The 12,527-nt window shown below is 68.1% G+C and carries 9 protein-coding genes; 8 read left to right on the top strand and 1 reads right to left on the bottom strand.

Features of this window, described 5'->3' with window-relative positions:
- Positions 1-3: 3 nt before the first annotated feature.
- Complete coding sequence (locus tag IEX93_RS02520) at positions 4-1,347, bottom strand: hemolysin family protein (protein ID WP_188846130.1); 1,344 nt, start codon at positions 1,345-1,347, stop codon at positions 4-6.
- Positions 1,348-1,440: 93 nt separating this feature from the next.
- Here IEX93_RS02520 and IEX93_RS02515 point away from each other — a divergent pair, with 93 nt between their 5' ends.
- From IEX93_RS02515 to acnA, 8 genes are all read left to right on the top strand, one after another.
- Positions 1,441-1,875, top strand: coding sequence for a MarR family winged helix-turn-helix transcriptional regulator (locus IEX93_RS02515; protein WP_188846128.1), 435 nt, complete (start codon positions 1,441-1,443; stop codon positions 1,873-1,875).
- The gene (locus tag IEX93_RS02510; protein WP_188846126.1) at positions 1,868-3,139 is read left to right on the top strand and encodes a TolC family protein; all 1,272 of its coding nucleotides are present in this window, start codon (positions 1,868-1,870) and stop codon (positions 3,137-3,139) included. Before IEX93_RS02515 ends, IEX93_RS02510 begins: the two co-directional genes overlap by 8 nt.
- Positions 3,136-4,101: a TolC family protein gene (locus tag IEX93_RS02505; protein WP_188846123.1), complete on the top strand. Its 966-nt coding sequence runs from the start codon at positions 3,136-3,138 to the stop codon at positions 4,099-4,101. Before IEX93_RS02510 ends, IEX93_RS02505 begins: the two co-directional genes overlap by 4 nt.
- 3 nt (positions 4,102-4,104) lie before the next feature.
- The gene (locus tag IEX93_RS02500) at positions 4,105-5,277 is read left to right on the top strand and encodes an efflux RND transporter periplasmic adaptor subunit (RefSeq protein WP_188846121.1); all 1,173 of its coding nucleotides are present in this window, start codon (positions 4,105-4,107) and stop codon (positions 5,275-5,277) included.
- Positions 5,274-8,573, top strand: coding sequence for an efflux RND transporter permease subunit (locus IEX93_RS02495; protein WP_188846119.1), 3,300 nt, complete (start codon positions 5,274-5,276; stop codon positions 8,571-8,573). The genes IEX93_RS02500 and IEX93_RS02495 overlap by 4 nt, the downstream gene beginning before the upstream one ends.
- 4 nt (positions 8,574-8,577) lie before the next feature.
- The gene (locus IEX93_RS02490; RefSeq protein ID WP_188846117.1) at positions 8,578-9,324 is read left to right on the top strand and encodes an alpha/beta hydrolase; all 747 of its coding nucleotides are present in this window, start codon (positions 8,578-8,580) and stop codon (positions 9,322-9,324) included.
- A 4-nt stretch (positions 9,325-9,328) separates the two neighbouring features.
- The gene (locus IEX93_RS02485; RefSeq protein ID WP_188846114.1) at positions 9,329-9,682 is read left to right on the top strand and encodes a carboxymuconolactone decarboxylase family protein; all 354 of its coding nucleotides are present in this window, start codon (positions 9,329-9,331) and stop codon (positions 9,680-9,682) included.
- A gap of 105 nt (positions 9,683-9,787) precedes the next feature.
- Positions 9,788-12,493: an aconitate hydratase AcnA gene (gene acnA / locus IEX93_RS02480; protein WP_188846112.1), complete on the top strand. Its 2,706-nt coding sequence runs from the start codon at positions 9,788-9,790 to the stop codon at positions 12,491-12,493.
- Positions 12,494-12,527 lie beyond the last annotated feature (34 nt).

Genomic DNA, 12,527 nt, shown 5'->3' with positions numbered 1-12,527 from the left:
GCCTTAAGCTTCTCCACGGGCCCCCTCCTGGGCGAGCCTCTCCACCCGCACCCGGTGGATGCGGCGCTGGTCGGCGCTTTCCACCACGAAGCGGAACCCCTGCCACTCCACGCTCTCCCCCACCCCGGGGATGCGGCCGAAGCGCTCGTAGAGGAAGCCGGAGAGGGTGTCGTACTCCCCCTCGGGAAGGGGCACCCCCAAGGCCTCGGAAACCTCATCCACGGGAGTCTGGGCCAGGACCGAGTAGACCCCGTCCCCCAAGGGCTTGATGGGGGCGTCCTCCGCCTCGTCGTTCTCGTCGTAGATCTCTCCCACGATCTCCTCCATCACGTCCTCCAGGGTCACGAGCCCCGCCGTCCCCCCGAACTCGTCCACCACGATGGCCATGTGCACCTTGCGGCGGCGGAGCTCCTTGAGGAGGGTCCAGGCGTCCATGTTCTCCGGGACGAAGTAGGGGGGGTGGGCGATGGAGGCCACCGTCCGCCCCTTGAGGTCCTCCTCGCAATAGTAGGTGAGGAGGTCTTGGGCGTAGGCGATGCCCACGATGTGGTCCACGCTCTCCCGGTAGACGGGAACCCGGCTATAGCGGTGCTCCCGAAAAAGTTCCAAGAATTCCTCCAAGGTGGCCCCGGCTTCTATGGCCACCATCTCCACCCTAGGGGTCATAATCTCCCGCACCGGGGTGTCCTCCAGGGCCAACACCCCCTGGATCATCTCCTCTTCCTGGGGGTCTATGGCCCCCGAGGCCTCCGCCCCCGCCAGGATGAGCTTGAGCTCCTCCTCGGAGACCAGGGGGGTGTTCCGGGGCTCGAGGCCAAGAAGCCGTAGTAGTCCCCCGGAAACCAGGCTAAAGAAGCGCCCTAGGGGGTAAAAGAGCACCGAGAGGGCGTAGATGGGCCAGGCAGCCAGGCGGGCCAAGGCCTCGGCGTGGTGCACGGCCAAGGACTTGGGGGTGATCTCCCCGAAGAAGAGGATGAGGAAGGTCATGACGCCCGTGGCCACCCCCACCCCGGCGGAGCCGAGGGCCTGGGTGGCGAGCTCCGTGACCAGGGCGGTGGCGGCGATGTTCACCAGGTTGTTGCCCACCAGGATGGTGGTGAGGAAGCGGGTGATGTCCTGGGCGATGAGGCGGAAGGGGCCTCCCCGCTCCTCGGCGAGCTCCTTGAGCTTCCAGGGGTAGAGGGTGGTGAGGGCGGTCTCGCTGGCGGAGAAGAAGGCGGAGAGGGCGAAGAGGAGGGCGAGGACCGCCCAAAGCCACGGGCTTTCCGGGGAAGCCGCCTCGCCTTGCGCCAAAGCCGGGGAGCCTAGGATCCAGAGGAGAAGCCGCCGACTTGGAGGTCTGTCCATACGCCTGGCCCCATTCTACACCACCGCCTGGGGGAGGAGCGGGCTATTACTTGATTATTGACAACTATTTACCCAACTGGGTATTTTAGGGCCATGAACGGTCCGCCCCCCCCTTTGGTGCGGGAACTGGCCGAACTGGGGTACGCCCTCATGCACGCCCTCTTCCAAGAGGCCAAGGAGGCCCTGGGACGACAGGGGCTTTCCCTCCAGCGGGCCCACTTCCTGGGGCTTTTGGCCCAAGGGGTGGACGCGCCCTCGAGGCTCGCCGCCCTTCTTGAGGCCAGCCCCTCCCAGGTCTCCCACCTGGTGGCGGCCCTGGAGCGGGAAGGTTTGGTGGAGCGCCAGGTGGACCCTCTGGACCGGCGGCGCTTCCGGCTAAGCCTCACCGCCAAGGGTCAGGAGATCCAGAAAAGGGCCCAGGAGGTCTGGTTTAACGCCTTCGCCAAGCGGCTCGCCCGGCTCTCGCCGGAGGAAGTCCGGGCCTTCCGGGACATCCTCGCCCGCCTGGTGGGAGGTGCCCATGGGTAGGGTCCTTCCCCTCCTCGTCCTCTTCCTCCTCCCGGCCCTGGCCCAAAGCGCCTTCGCCCCCTTAAAGGACCACCCCTTGCGCAAGCAGGCGGAGGCCTACCTCCTGGCGGCCCAAAAGGGCCTCGAGGCCCAGGCCTCCCCTCTAGCCCTGAACGTCCAGGGGAACTACGCCCGCCTCAGCTACACCTGCACCCCGGAAGCCCTCTGCCAAAGCCTCCCCGAGGACGGCAAGGCCCTCACCCTGGCCCTGGTCCTGAACCCCTTCCCCTTCGGGGACGGGGCCGACGCCCTGGAAAGGGCCCGGATCGCCCTAAGGCGGGCGGAGCTCGCCTACCGCAGGACCCTCACCGCCCTCCAGGCCCAGGCGGTGGCCGCCCACGGGCGCTACCAGGAGGCCCTCCTTGGGGTGAGGATCGCCGAGAAGGGGGTGGAACTGGCCAGGCTCGCCCTCGAGGCCGCCCAGAAGCGCCAGGCCAACCCCCAGGAGCTTCGGGAAGCGGAGCTTTCCCTTAGGGAAGCGGAAAACCGCCTGGAAGAGGCCAGGCGGGGCCTGGCCCTCGCCCAAAAGGCGGCGGAAGGGCTTGTGGACCCAAAAGCCCCCCTTCCCGAGATCCCTCCGCCCCAGGGGAAGACCCCCCTTTCCCTGGAGGAGGCCCGCCTGAACCTGGCCGAGGCCCGCATCGGGGAGGGAGCCGCCTTGAGAAACCTCCTCCCCACCCTCCAGGGAAGCCTCAACCTCTACCCCTCGGGAAACGAGACCCTCTCCCTTAGCCTCACGAGCCGCGATCTCAAGCCCACCCTGGCCTACACCCGCCAGGACCCCGCCCGCCAACCCACCGTCATCCCCAACGCGGGCCAGTACGAGACCAAGGAGGAGCTCAGGCTTACCCTCTCCCTCACCCTGTCCCCCGGCCTCTTCGCCGCCTACGAGGCGTCCCAGGCCCAGGTGAAGGCGGCCCAGGAGGCCCTTAGGGCGGCGGAGGAGCAGGCCGCCCTGGAGGGGGATACCTTGGAACACAATCTAAAAACCGCCCAGTCCGCCCTGGCCCTGGCCGAAGCCCGCTACGCCGCGGCGCAAAAGGCCCTGGAGGAGGCCAGGACCCGGCAGGCCCTAGGCTTGGAAAGCCTTCTTGGGGTGAAGCGGGCGGAGCTAAACCTTTTGCAGGCGGAGCTCGCCCGCTTGCAGGCCCAAAACAACCACAGGAACGCCCTTATGGAGCTTTACCGGTTTTACGGAGAGATTCTCAAGGAGGTGGCGCAGTGAAGCGGAGCGTCTTGGCCCTCGCCCTTTTGATCCCGGCCCTAGCCCAACCCCTGCCTGAGGCCCTCAAGAAGGCCCCGGAGGCCACGGGGGTGGCCACCGCCCGGCTTACCTACGAGACCCGGAACAAGGAGTTGCAAAGGACCCTCCAGGACCCCTTGCGCACCGCCTTAGGAGAGCTCCAGGCCCGCCAGGCCCTGGCCTTGGCCGAGGCCCGGCTTAAGCGGGCCCTGGCCCAGGCGGAAAACGAGATCGTGGCCGCCTACACCCAGGCCCTCGAGGCCCTTCTTCAAGAGAGGATCGCCGAGAAGGCCCTGGCCGTGGCCGAGCTCGCCCTAAGGGCCGCCCGGATCCGCTACCAGGGAGGCGGGGCCACCCAGCTGGACGTCCTGGAGGCGGAGAACCGCCTCCTCGAGGCCCAAAAGAACCTGGACCTGGCCCGAAGGGGCCGGGAGAGCGCCCTGGCCAGCCTGGCCAACCTGGTGGGGGACTGGACCCCCGAGCCCGTGCAAACCCTCCCGCCCCTTCCCGAGGAGGCCCTGGTGGAAACCCTCCTTAAGGAGCACGCCGACCTCTTGGAGCTTCGCCAGTCCCTGGAGCTTCTCCGCTTCCAGCGGGGGCTTCTGGACGAAAGCTTCACCCCTCGCAAGGACATAGAGTCCCTGGAGGACCAGATCAAGACCCTGGAGGAGAACCTCTCGGGCCTGGAGTCCTCCTTAGGGGTGGGGCTTCGCGCCCGCTACCGGCAACTTGCCCCCCTTCTCCAAGGGGCGAAGGCCGCTGAGGAAGCCTACCAAGCCGCCAAGGAGCGCTACCAGGCGGCCCAGAAGCGGTACGAGGCGGGGCTCATCAGCCGCCTTTCCCTCCTCCAGGAGGAGCTTTCCCTCCTCCAGGCGGAGCTTTCCTGGGAACAGGCCAAGCACGCTTACCTGAAGGCCTACTACGGCCTTCTGGCCTCGAGGTGAACCATGCGGCGTCTTTGGCTTCTTCTTCCCCTACTCCTGGTGGCCTGCGCCCCCAAGGAGCAAAGGGCCGAGCCCCCGAAGGCCTTGGCCGTGGCGGTGCGGGTGGTGGAGGCCAAGCCCGGGGTCTTGGAACGGGAAACCCGGGTGGCGGCCACCCTCCAGGCGGAGCGGGAAAGCCTGGTGGCCGCCGGGGCCTCGGGGAGGGTTTTGCGCACCCTCGAGGCGGGAAGCCGGGTGAAGGCCGGGGAGGGGGTGGTCTTCCTGGACCCCGAGCCCTTCCGGGAAGCCCTAGAGGGGGCGAGGCTCTCCTTAGCCCAGGCGGAGACCAACCTGAAGCGGGCCCAAGAGGCCCGGGAGGGGAACCGGAAGGCCCTTTTGGCCCAGCTCCAGGCGGCCGAGGCCCAGCTCCAGGCGGCCAAGCGCCGCTACGAGGAAGGGAAGGCCCTTTTGGAAGCGGGGGCCCTCGCCCCTTTGGACCTTAAAGCCCTGGAGGCCAGCCTCCACCAGGCCCAAAGCGCTTACCAGAACGCCAAGGAAGCCCTGGAGCAGCTGGAGCGGGGGGAGGATCTAAGGCTTCTCGCCCTCCAGATGGAGGCCGCCCGCCTCCAGGTGCGCCAGGCGGAGCGGAACCTGAAGGAGAGCGTGATCCGGGCCCCCTTCGCCGGGGAGGTGGTGGAGGTCTTCGTGAAGGAGGGCGAGTTCTTGGGCACGGGAAGCCGGGCCTTCCGCCTGGCCACCACGGAAAGCCTTATCGCCAAGCTCTACCTTCCCCCGGAGAAGGCCGCCCTCATCACCCAGGAGACGCCCTTCCTGCTAAGGCAAAACGGTCGGGAGGCCCCGGCCACCCTCCTCCGCAAAACCGAGCTCCCGGGGCAAAGCCGCCTGGTGGAGGTGGTTCTAAAGCCCCAAGGCGCCCTCCTTCCGGGGCCGGCCGAGGCCCGCTACCGGGAAAAGCTGGCCGAAGGCTTCCTCCTCCCCGCCGGGGCCCTAAGGCCCGAGGAGGGGCGGGCCTGGGTCTATGTGGTGGAGGAGGGGAAGGCCAAGCGGAAGCCGGTGCGCCTCCTCGCCCAGGAGGGAGACCAAGCGGCCGTCCAAGGGCTAAAGCCCGGGGAAAAGGTGATCTACCCCGTGCCCGAAGGGCTTAAGGACGGGGACCCTGTGGAGGTGGTGCCGTGAGGGAAAACCCCCTGGTGGCCTTCTTTGTGGAGCGCTTCGTCTTCGCCACGGCCATCTTCGTGGGGCTCGTGCTGGTGGGGCTCCTTTTGGGTCTTGGCCTTGGGGTGGAGCTCCTTCCCCGCTTCAGCGTCCCCGTGGTGGCCGTCTCCACCGCCTACCCGGGGGCGGGCCCCGAGGAGGTGGCGGAGCAGGTGTCCAAGCCCTTGGAGGACGCCCTTTCCACCCTAAGCGGGGTGGACACCATCGGCTCCAGCTCCACCGAGGGGTTCAGCCTGGTCTTCGTCCAGTTCCAGCAGGGGGTGGACGTGGACCAGGTGGCGGTGGAGGTGAGCCAGAAGGTGGCCGCCGCCCGGGGAAGCCTGCCCAAGGACGCCTCCGCCCCGGTGGTGCAGAAGTTTGACCCCTCGGCAAGCCCCATTCTGTATATCGCCCTCGAGGCCCCCGGGGAGGACCTCTCCCGGGTCTTGGACTACGCCGAGCGCAGCCTCAAGCCCAAGCTCCAGCTGGTCCAGGGGGTGGCGGACATCCGCCTCACCGGGGCCCCCAAGCGGGCCATAAGGGTCTACCTGGATCCAAGCCGCCTCCAGGCCCTAGGGGTGGCCCCCTTGCAGGTGGTCCAGGCCCTCTCCGCCTCCGCCCTAAACCTCCCCTTGGGGAGCCTCACCGAAGGGGAAAGGCGCCTGGTCTACACCCTGAGGAACACCCCCGCCACCGCCCAAGACGTGGCCAACCTCCTCCTGGACGCCAGCCGGGGCCTCAAGGTGGGGGATGTGGCCCGGGTGGTGGAGGAAAGCGAGGCCCCTACCACCCTGAACCGGCTGAACGGCCGCCCCGCGGTCTTCCTCGCCGTGGTCAAGACCCCGGACGCCAACGCCGTGGCCGTGGCGGACGGGGTCAAGAAGACCCTGGCGGAGACCGCCCTGCCCAAAGGCTACCGGGCGGAGGTGGCCCTGGACACCACCGACTTCATCCAGGCGGCGGTCCAGGACACGGTGCGGGAAGCTTTTCTAGCGGCCTTGGCCGTCTCCTTGGTGGTCCTCGTCTTCCTGGGCAAGTTAAACTCCGTCTTCTCCGTGATCCTGGCCATCCCCATCACCCTCTCGGGGGCCATCCTCCTCTTCGGGGTTTTGGGCTTCACCTACAACCTTATAAGCCTCCTCGCCCTCACGGTGGCGGTGGGGATCGTGGTGGACGACTCCATCGTGGTGGCGGAGAACATTGACCGCTACCGCCGCATGGGGCTCGGCCTCAAGGAGGCGGTGATCAAGGGGGCGAGCGAGGTGAGCGTGGCCGTGGCCGCCGCCACCCTCTCCCTCCTCGCCGTCTTCCTCCCCATCAGCTTCCTCCCCGGGATCATCGGCCAGATCTTCCAGCAGTTCGGCCTGGGCATGGCGGCGGCCATCGCCGTGAGCTGGCTCGAGGCCCTCCTCTTCCTCACGGTGCGCCTGGCCTACTTCCCCGACCCCGACCCGCCCGGCCTGGGGGAGGCCCTGGCGGCCTTAAAGCGCCTCCCCGAGGACCTGGCCTGGGCCTACCGGCGGGGCTACCGCCGCCCCACGGGGCTTCTTCTGGGAGCCTTGGCCGCCTACTTCCTTTACCGGCAAGGCCCCCTCTACCTCCTTCTCCTCCCCCTCTACCCCGCCCTCCTCGCCCTGGCCCGCTACCTGAGCCGCTTCCTCTTGGGCCTCCTGGGGGCCTTGGCCAAGGGGGTCCACGCCGCCACCGAGCGGGGCCTAAGGGGCCTCACCGAGGCCTACGCCCGCACCCTGGAAAGGACCCTGGCCCGGCCCGGGGTGGTCCTGGGGGTGGCGGGCCTCGCCTTCCTCTCCATCTTCCCCCTCCTCCCGCGGATCCCCTTCAACTTCACCCCCCGCTCGGACACCGGGGTCCTCACCGCCACCCTCCTCCTGCCCAAGGACACGCCCCTGGCCGTCTCCGACCGGGCGGCGCGGGCCCTGGAGGCCTACTTCCTCGCCCACCCGGCGGTGGAGCGGGTGGTGACCACCGTGGGGGCGAGCGCCACGGGCGGGACCCAGGTGGGGGACCCCTCCCGGGTCCAGCTCCAGATCGTCCTCAAACCCAAGCACGAGCGGGAGGACATCTTCGCCCTCGCCGAGGCCTTCAACCGGGAGGGCAAGGAGGTTCTCAAGGGCTTCCCCGGGGCGGACCTCCGGGTCCTGGCCCAGACCGGCCCCGAGGCAGGGGACGCCGACCTCCAGTTCTTCCTGGTAAGCCCGGACCGCGCCCTTCTAGAGGAGCGCACGGCAAGGATCGTGGAGCTCATCGCCCAGAAACCCTACGTGCTGAGCGTCAAGAGCACCCTCGAGGCCACCCAAAGGGAGCGGGTCTTCGTCCCCGACCCCGCCCGGCTTTCCGGCACCGGCCTCACCCCCCAGGACGTGGCCCAGAACCTGAGGCTCTACCTCTCGGGGGTGGAGGCGGCCAAGGCCCGGCGCGGGGGCGAGGAGTACCCCATCGTGGTCCAGGCCGACCCCTTGCGGCTTGGGGGGGAGGGGGATCTCCTTTCCCTGCCCGTCTACGCCCCCGCCCTGCAGGCCTTCCTCCCCCTCTCTAGCCTGGGCCAGTTTCAAGAACGCCCCTCCCCCACCCTGATCTCCCGGCGCAACCAGGCCTACACTGCCGGAATCAACATCAACCTCCGCGAGGGCGCCCCGGGGAGCTTCCAGATCCAGCAGGCCTTGGAGCGGGAGCTAAAGGAAAAGGGCCTTTTGGGGGACGGGGTGGAGCTCGAGGCCACGGGGCTTGGAAGCTTCACCCAGGACCTGGCCCGGCTCGCCCCCCTGGCCTTCCTCCTGGCCCTGGTCCTCAACTACCTGGTCATCGCCAGCCAGTTCAACGCCTGGCGCTACCCCCTCTACCTCCTCCTCCCCGTGCCCTTGGCCCTGGTGGGGGCCTTCTGGCTCACCTACCTTCTGGGCACGGGGTTGGACGTGATCAGCGTCCTAGGGGTGGTGATGCTCATCGGCCTGGTGACCAAAAACGCTATCCTCCTCCTGGACTTCGCCGTGCGCCGGATGCGGGAGATGCCCCTAAAGGAGGCCCTGGTGGAGGCGGCCCGGCTCAGGCTTAGGCCCATCCTCATGACCACCCTCACCGTGCTCATCATCAGCCTCCCCCTGCTTCTAGGGACGGGGGAGGGGGCGGAGTACCGGAAGCCCCTGGGGGTGGTGATCCTGGGCGGGCTCCTCTCCTCCACCCTCCTCACCCTCTTCGTGGTCCCCGCCGCCTTCTACACCTTTGAGGGGCGGCGGGCCAAGGAGCCCGTGCTACGGTGAGGGCATGGACGCCAAGCGGCTTCTTCTTCTCTTCCTCCTCGCCGCCACCCTCCTCGCCGGGGGGGTGGTGGGGGTGGCCTTCTACTACCTGAGGCCCCTAAAGGCGGAGCCCATCGCCCGGGAAGCCCTTCGGGGCCTAAGGGTGACGGAAAGGCCCTACGGGCTAGAACTCCTGCCCCAAGCCCCCAAGGCCCTCCTGGCCTTCTACCCCGGGGCCCGGGTGGAGCCTTTGGCCTACGCCCCCGTCCTCGCCCCCGTGGCCCGGGCGGGGTACGGGGTGGTCCTCCTCCAGGTGCCCTCGGGGATCGCCCTTTTGGGGAAGGAGCGGGCCCTCGAGGCGCAAAAGGACCACCCCAACCTCCCCCTGGCGGTGGGAGGGCATAGCCTGGGGGGGGTGGCGGCGGCGGAGGTGGCCGCCCAAGCGAAGCTTCCCCTTATCCTCTTCGCCAGCTACCCCGAGGGCGACCTCTCCCAAGAGGCCTTCCCTACCCTGGCCCTCTACGGCACGGAAGACGGCCTCCTGCCCCCGGAGGAGGCCCGAAAGAAGGCGGAAAAGCTTCCCAAAAACGCCCGGGTGGTCTTCATAGAGGGCCTCAACCACGCGGGCTTCGGAGCTTACGGGGCCCAGAAAGGGGACAGGCCCGCCACCCGCCCCCGGGAGGTCCTCTGGCGGGAGGTGGCCGAGGAGGTGCTCCTCTTCCTCGAGGGCCTGGGCTGGGACACCCCTCCCTCCCCCCAGGCGCTACGCTAGGGGCATGGACCGGACCCACGAGCGCGTCCTCGAGGCCATGAGGGAAAACCTGGGGGAGGGCCTGCCCCGGGCTATCCCCCTCCTCGCGGAAAAGGCGCCGGGCCTCCTCCTGGAGCACGGGCGGAGCTGGACCTACGCCATGCCGGAAAAGGGGGCCCTGGACAAGAAGACCCGCACCCTGATCCTCCTCGGCATCGCCCTGGCCACAGGCTCCGAGACCTGCGTGAAGGCCATGGCCCGCCGGGCCAAGCGCCTGGGTATACCCAAGGAGGCCTTGCTGGAGACCCTAAAAATCGCCCGGCAGGCCCAGGCCAACGCCGTCTTGGGCCACGCCGCGCCCCTTCTGGAAGTGCTATAGTGGAGAAAGCCGGGGTGGGCACCCCCCCTCGGACCGGAATCTTCCCCCAAAAGTAAGCGCCCAGGATCGCCCTTTTGCCCGCACGGGGGAAGGGAAAGGAGGACCATGAAGGACAGCTTCCAAACCCTCAAGACCCTGAACACGAAAAGCGGCACCTACGGCTACTACGACCTCACCGAGCTGGAGAGGAAGGGCCTAGCGGAGGTTTCCCGCCTGCCCTTCTCCATCCGGGTCATGCTGGAAAGCCTCCTCCGCAACGAGGACGGCTACCAGGTCACCCGGGAGGACATAGAGGCCTTGGCCCGCTGGCAACCCGACCCCGGGGAGATCAACGTCCCCCTGAAGCTCGCCCGGGTCATTCTCCAGGACTTCACCGGGGTGCCGGCAGTGGTGGACCTGGCCGCCATGCGGGACGCCATCAAAGCCAAAGGCGGGGACCCCAAGCGCATCAACCCCGTGGTGCCCGCCGATCTGGTCATTGACCACTCGGTCCAGGTGGACGCCTTCGGCACCGCCTACGCCTTCTTCTACAACGTGGAGAAGGAGTACGAGAGGAACAAGGAGCGCTACCTCCTCCTCAAGTGGGCCCAAAACGCCCTGGAGAACTTCCGGGTGGTGCCCCCGGGCACGGGGATCGTCCACCAGGTGAACATCGAGTACCTCACCAAGGTGGTGATGACGGGCAAGCGGGACGGGCTCACCCTGGCCTTCCCCGACTCCCTGGTGGGCACCGACAGCCACACCACCATGGTGAACGGCCTGGGGGTCCTGGGCTGGGGCGTGGGGGGCATTGAGGCCGAGGCGGTGATGCTGGGCCAGCCCTACTACATGCTGGCCCCCAAGGTGGTAGGCTTTAAGCTCTACGGGGAGCTTCCCGAGGGGGCCACGGCCACCGACCTGGTCCTCACCATCACCGAGATCCTGCGCAAGCACGGGGTGGTGGGCAAGTTCGTGGAGTTCTACGGCCCCGGCGTGGCCAAGCTCTCCACCCCCGACCGGGCCACCATCGCCAACATGGCCCCCGAGTACGGGGCCACCATGGGCTTCTTCCCCGTGGACGAGGAGACCCTGAACTACCTCCGCCAGACGGGGCGGCCCGAGGAGCTCGTGGAGCTGGTAGAGGCCTACACCAAGGCGGTGGGCCTCTTCCGCACCCCCGAGGCGGAGGAGAAGATCCGGTACTCCGAGTACCTGGAGCTGGACCTCTCCAGGGTGGAGCCCTCCCTGGCGGGCCCCAAGCGGCCCCAGGACCGGGTGCCCCTCAAGGAGGTGAAGAAGAGCTTCCTCGCCCACCTCACCAAGCCGGTGAAGGAAAGGGGCTTTGGCCTCACGGAGGACCAGCTCCAGAGGAAGGTTCTCGTCAAGCGGCAGGACGAGGAGTTTGAGCTCACCCACGGCTCCGTGGTCATCGCCGCCATCACCAGCTGCACCAACACCTCCAACCCCTCGGTGATGCTGGGGGCGGGGCTTCTCGCCAAGAAGGCGGTGGAGGCGGGCCTGGACCGGAAGCCCTGGGTCAAGACCAGCCTGGCCCCCGGCTCCAAGGTGGTGACGGACTACCTGGAGATGAGCGGGCTCATGCCCTTCCTCGAGGCCCTGGGCTTCCACCTGGTGGGCTACGGGTGCACCACCTGCATCGGGAACTCCGGGCCTCTCCCCGAGGACATCGCCAAGGCGGTGGAGGAGGGAAACCTGGTGGTGGCCGCCGTCCTCTCCGGGAACCGCAACTTTGAAGGCCGCATCAACCCCCACGTGAAGGCCAACTACCTGGCGAGCCCCATGCTGGTGGTGGCCTACGCCCTGGCGGGCCGGATGGACATTGACTTCACCACCGAGCCTTTGGGCTTTGACCCCAACGGCAAGCCCATCTACCTCAAGGACATCTGGCCCTCCATGGAGGAGATCCGGGAGGCCATCAGGAAGACCCTGGACCCCGAGCTCTTCAAGAAGGAGTACAGCAAGGTGTTTGAGGGGGACGAGCGCTGGCAGGCCCTCCCCGCCCCCACGGGGGAGCTCTACCAGTGGGACCCCGAGAGCACCTACATCCAGAACCCGCCCTTCTTTGAGGACCTGGGGCAAAGGAAGGTGGGGGACATCCGCGGGGCCCGGGTCCTCCTCGTCCTCGGCGACTCCGTGACCACGGACCACATCTCCCCCGCGGGGGCCATCCCCGTGAAGAGCCCCGCCGGCCAGTACCTGATCAGCAAGGGGGTGAAGCCGGAGGACTTCAACTCCTACGGCTCCCGGCGCGGCAACCACGAGGTGATGATACGGGGCACCTTCGCCAACATCCGCATCAAGAACCTGATGCTGGACGGCGTGGAGGGGGGCTACGCCAAGAAGCTCCCCGAGGGGGACGTGGACTTCGTCTACAACGTCGCCATGCGCTACAAGGCGGAGGGCACGCCCCTTCTCGTCATCGCCGGCAAGGAGTACGGGACCGGTTCCAGCCGCGACTGGGCCGCCAAGGGCACCTACCTCCTGGGCATCAAGGCGGTGCTGGCGGAAAGCTTTGAGAGGATCCACCGCTCCAACCTGGTGGGGATGGGGGTCCTGCCCCTGGAGTTCCTGCCTGGGCAGAACCGGGAGACCTTGGGCCTCACGGGGTACGAGGTCTACGATATCCTGGGCCTCGAGGACCTGAAGCCCAGGAAACTCGTGGACATCGTGGCGAGGCGGGAGGACGGGAGCGAAATCCGCTTCCAGGCCATCGCCCGCCTGGACACCCCCGTGGAGGTGGACTACTACAAGAACGGGGGCATCCTCCAGACGGTGCTCCTCAACCTCCTCCAGGAGGCCAAGGCCCAGTAGCGGGGAAAACCCACCCCCCGGGGATTTCCCCGGG

The organism is Thermus composti (genome assembly GCF_014647535.1).
GTDB lineage: Bacteria > Deinococcota > Deinococci > Deinococcales > Thermaceae > Thermus > Thermus composti.
This window is presented reverse-complemented; position numbering and strand designations above follow the sequence as displayed.

Bases quoted from the DNA above. Each gene is read 5' to 3' on its own strand.
- IEX93_RS02520 (WP_188846130.1), bottom strand. From the start codon at position 1,347: ATGGACAGACCTCCAAGTCGGCGGCTTCTCCTCTGGATCCTAGGCTCC.
- IEX93_RS02515 (WP_188846128.1), top strand. From the start codon at position 1,441: ATGAACGGTCCGCCCCCCCCTTTGGTGCGGGAACTGGCCGAACTGGGG.
- IEX93_RS02510 (WP_188846126.1), top strand. From the start codon at position 1,868: ATGGGTAGGGTCCTTCCCCTCCTCGTCCTCTTCCTCCTCCCGGCCCTG.
- IEX93_RS02500 (WP_188846121.1), top strand. From the start codon at position 4,105: ATGCGGCGTCTTTGGCTTCTTCTTCCCCTACTCCTGGTGGCCTGCGCC.
- IEX93_RS02490 (WP_188846117.1), top strand. From the start codon at position 8,578: ATGGACGCCAAGCGGCTTCTTCTTCTCTTCCTCCTCGCCGCCACCCTC.
- IEX93_RS02485 (WP_188846114.1), top strand. From the start codon at position 9,329: ATGGACCGGACCCACGAGCGCGTCCTCGAGGCCATGAGGGAAAACCTG.
- acnA (WP_188846112.1), top strand. From the start codon at position 9,788: ATGAAGGACAGCTTCCAAACCCTCAAGACCCTGAACACGAAAAGCGGC.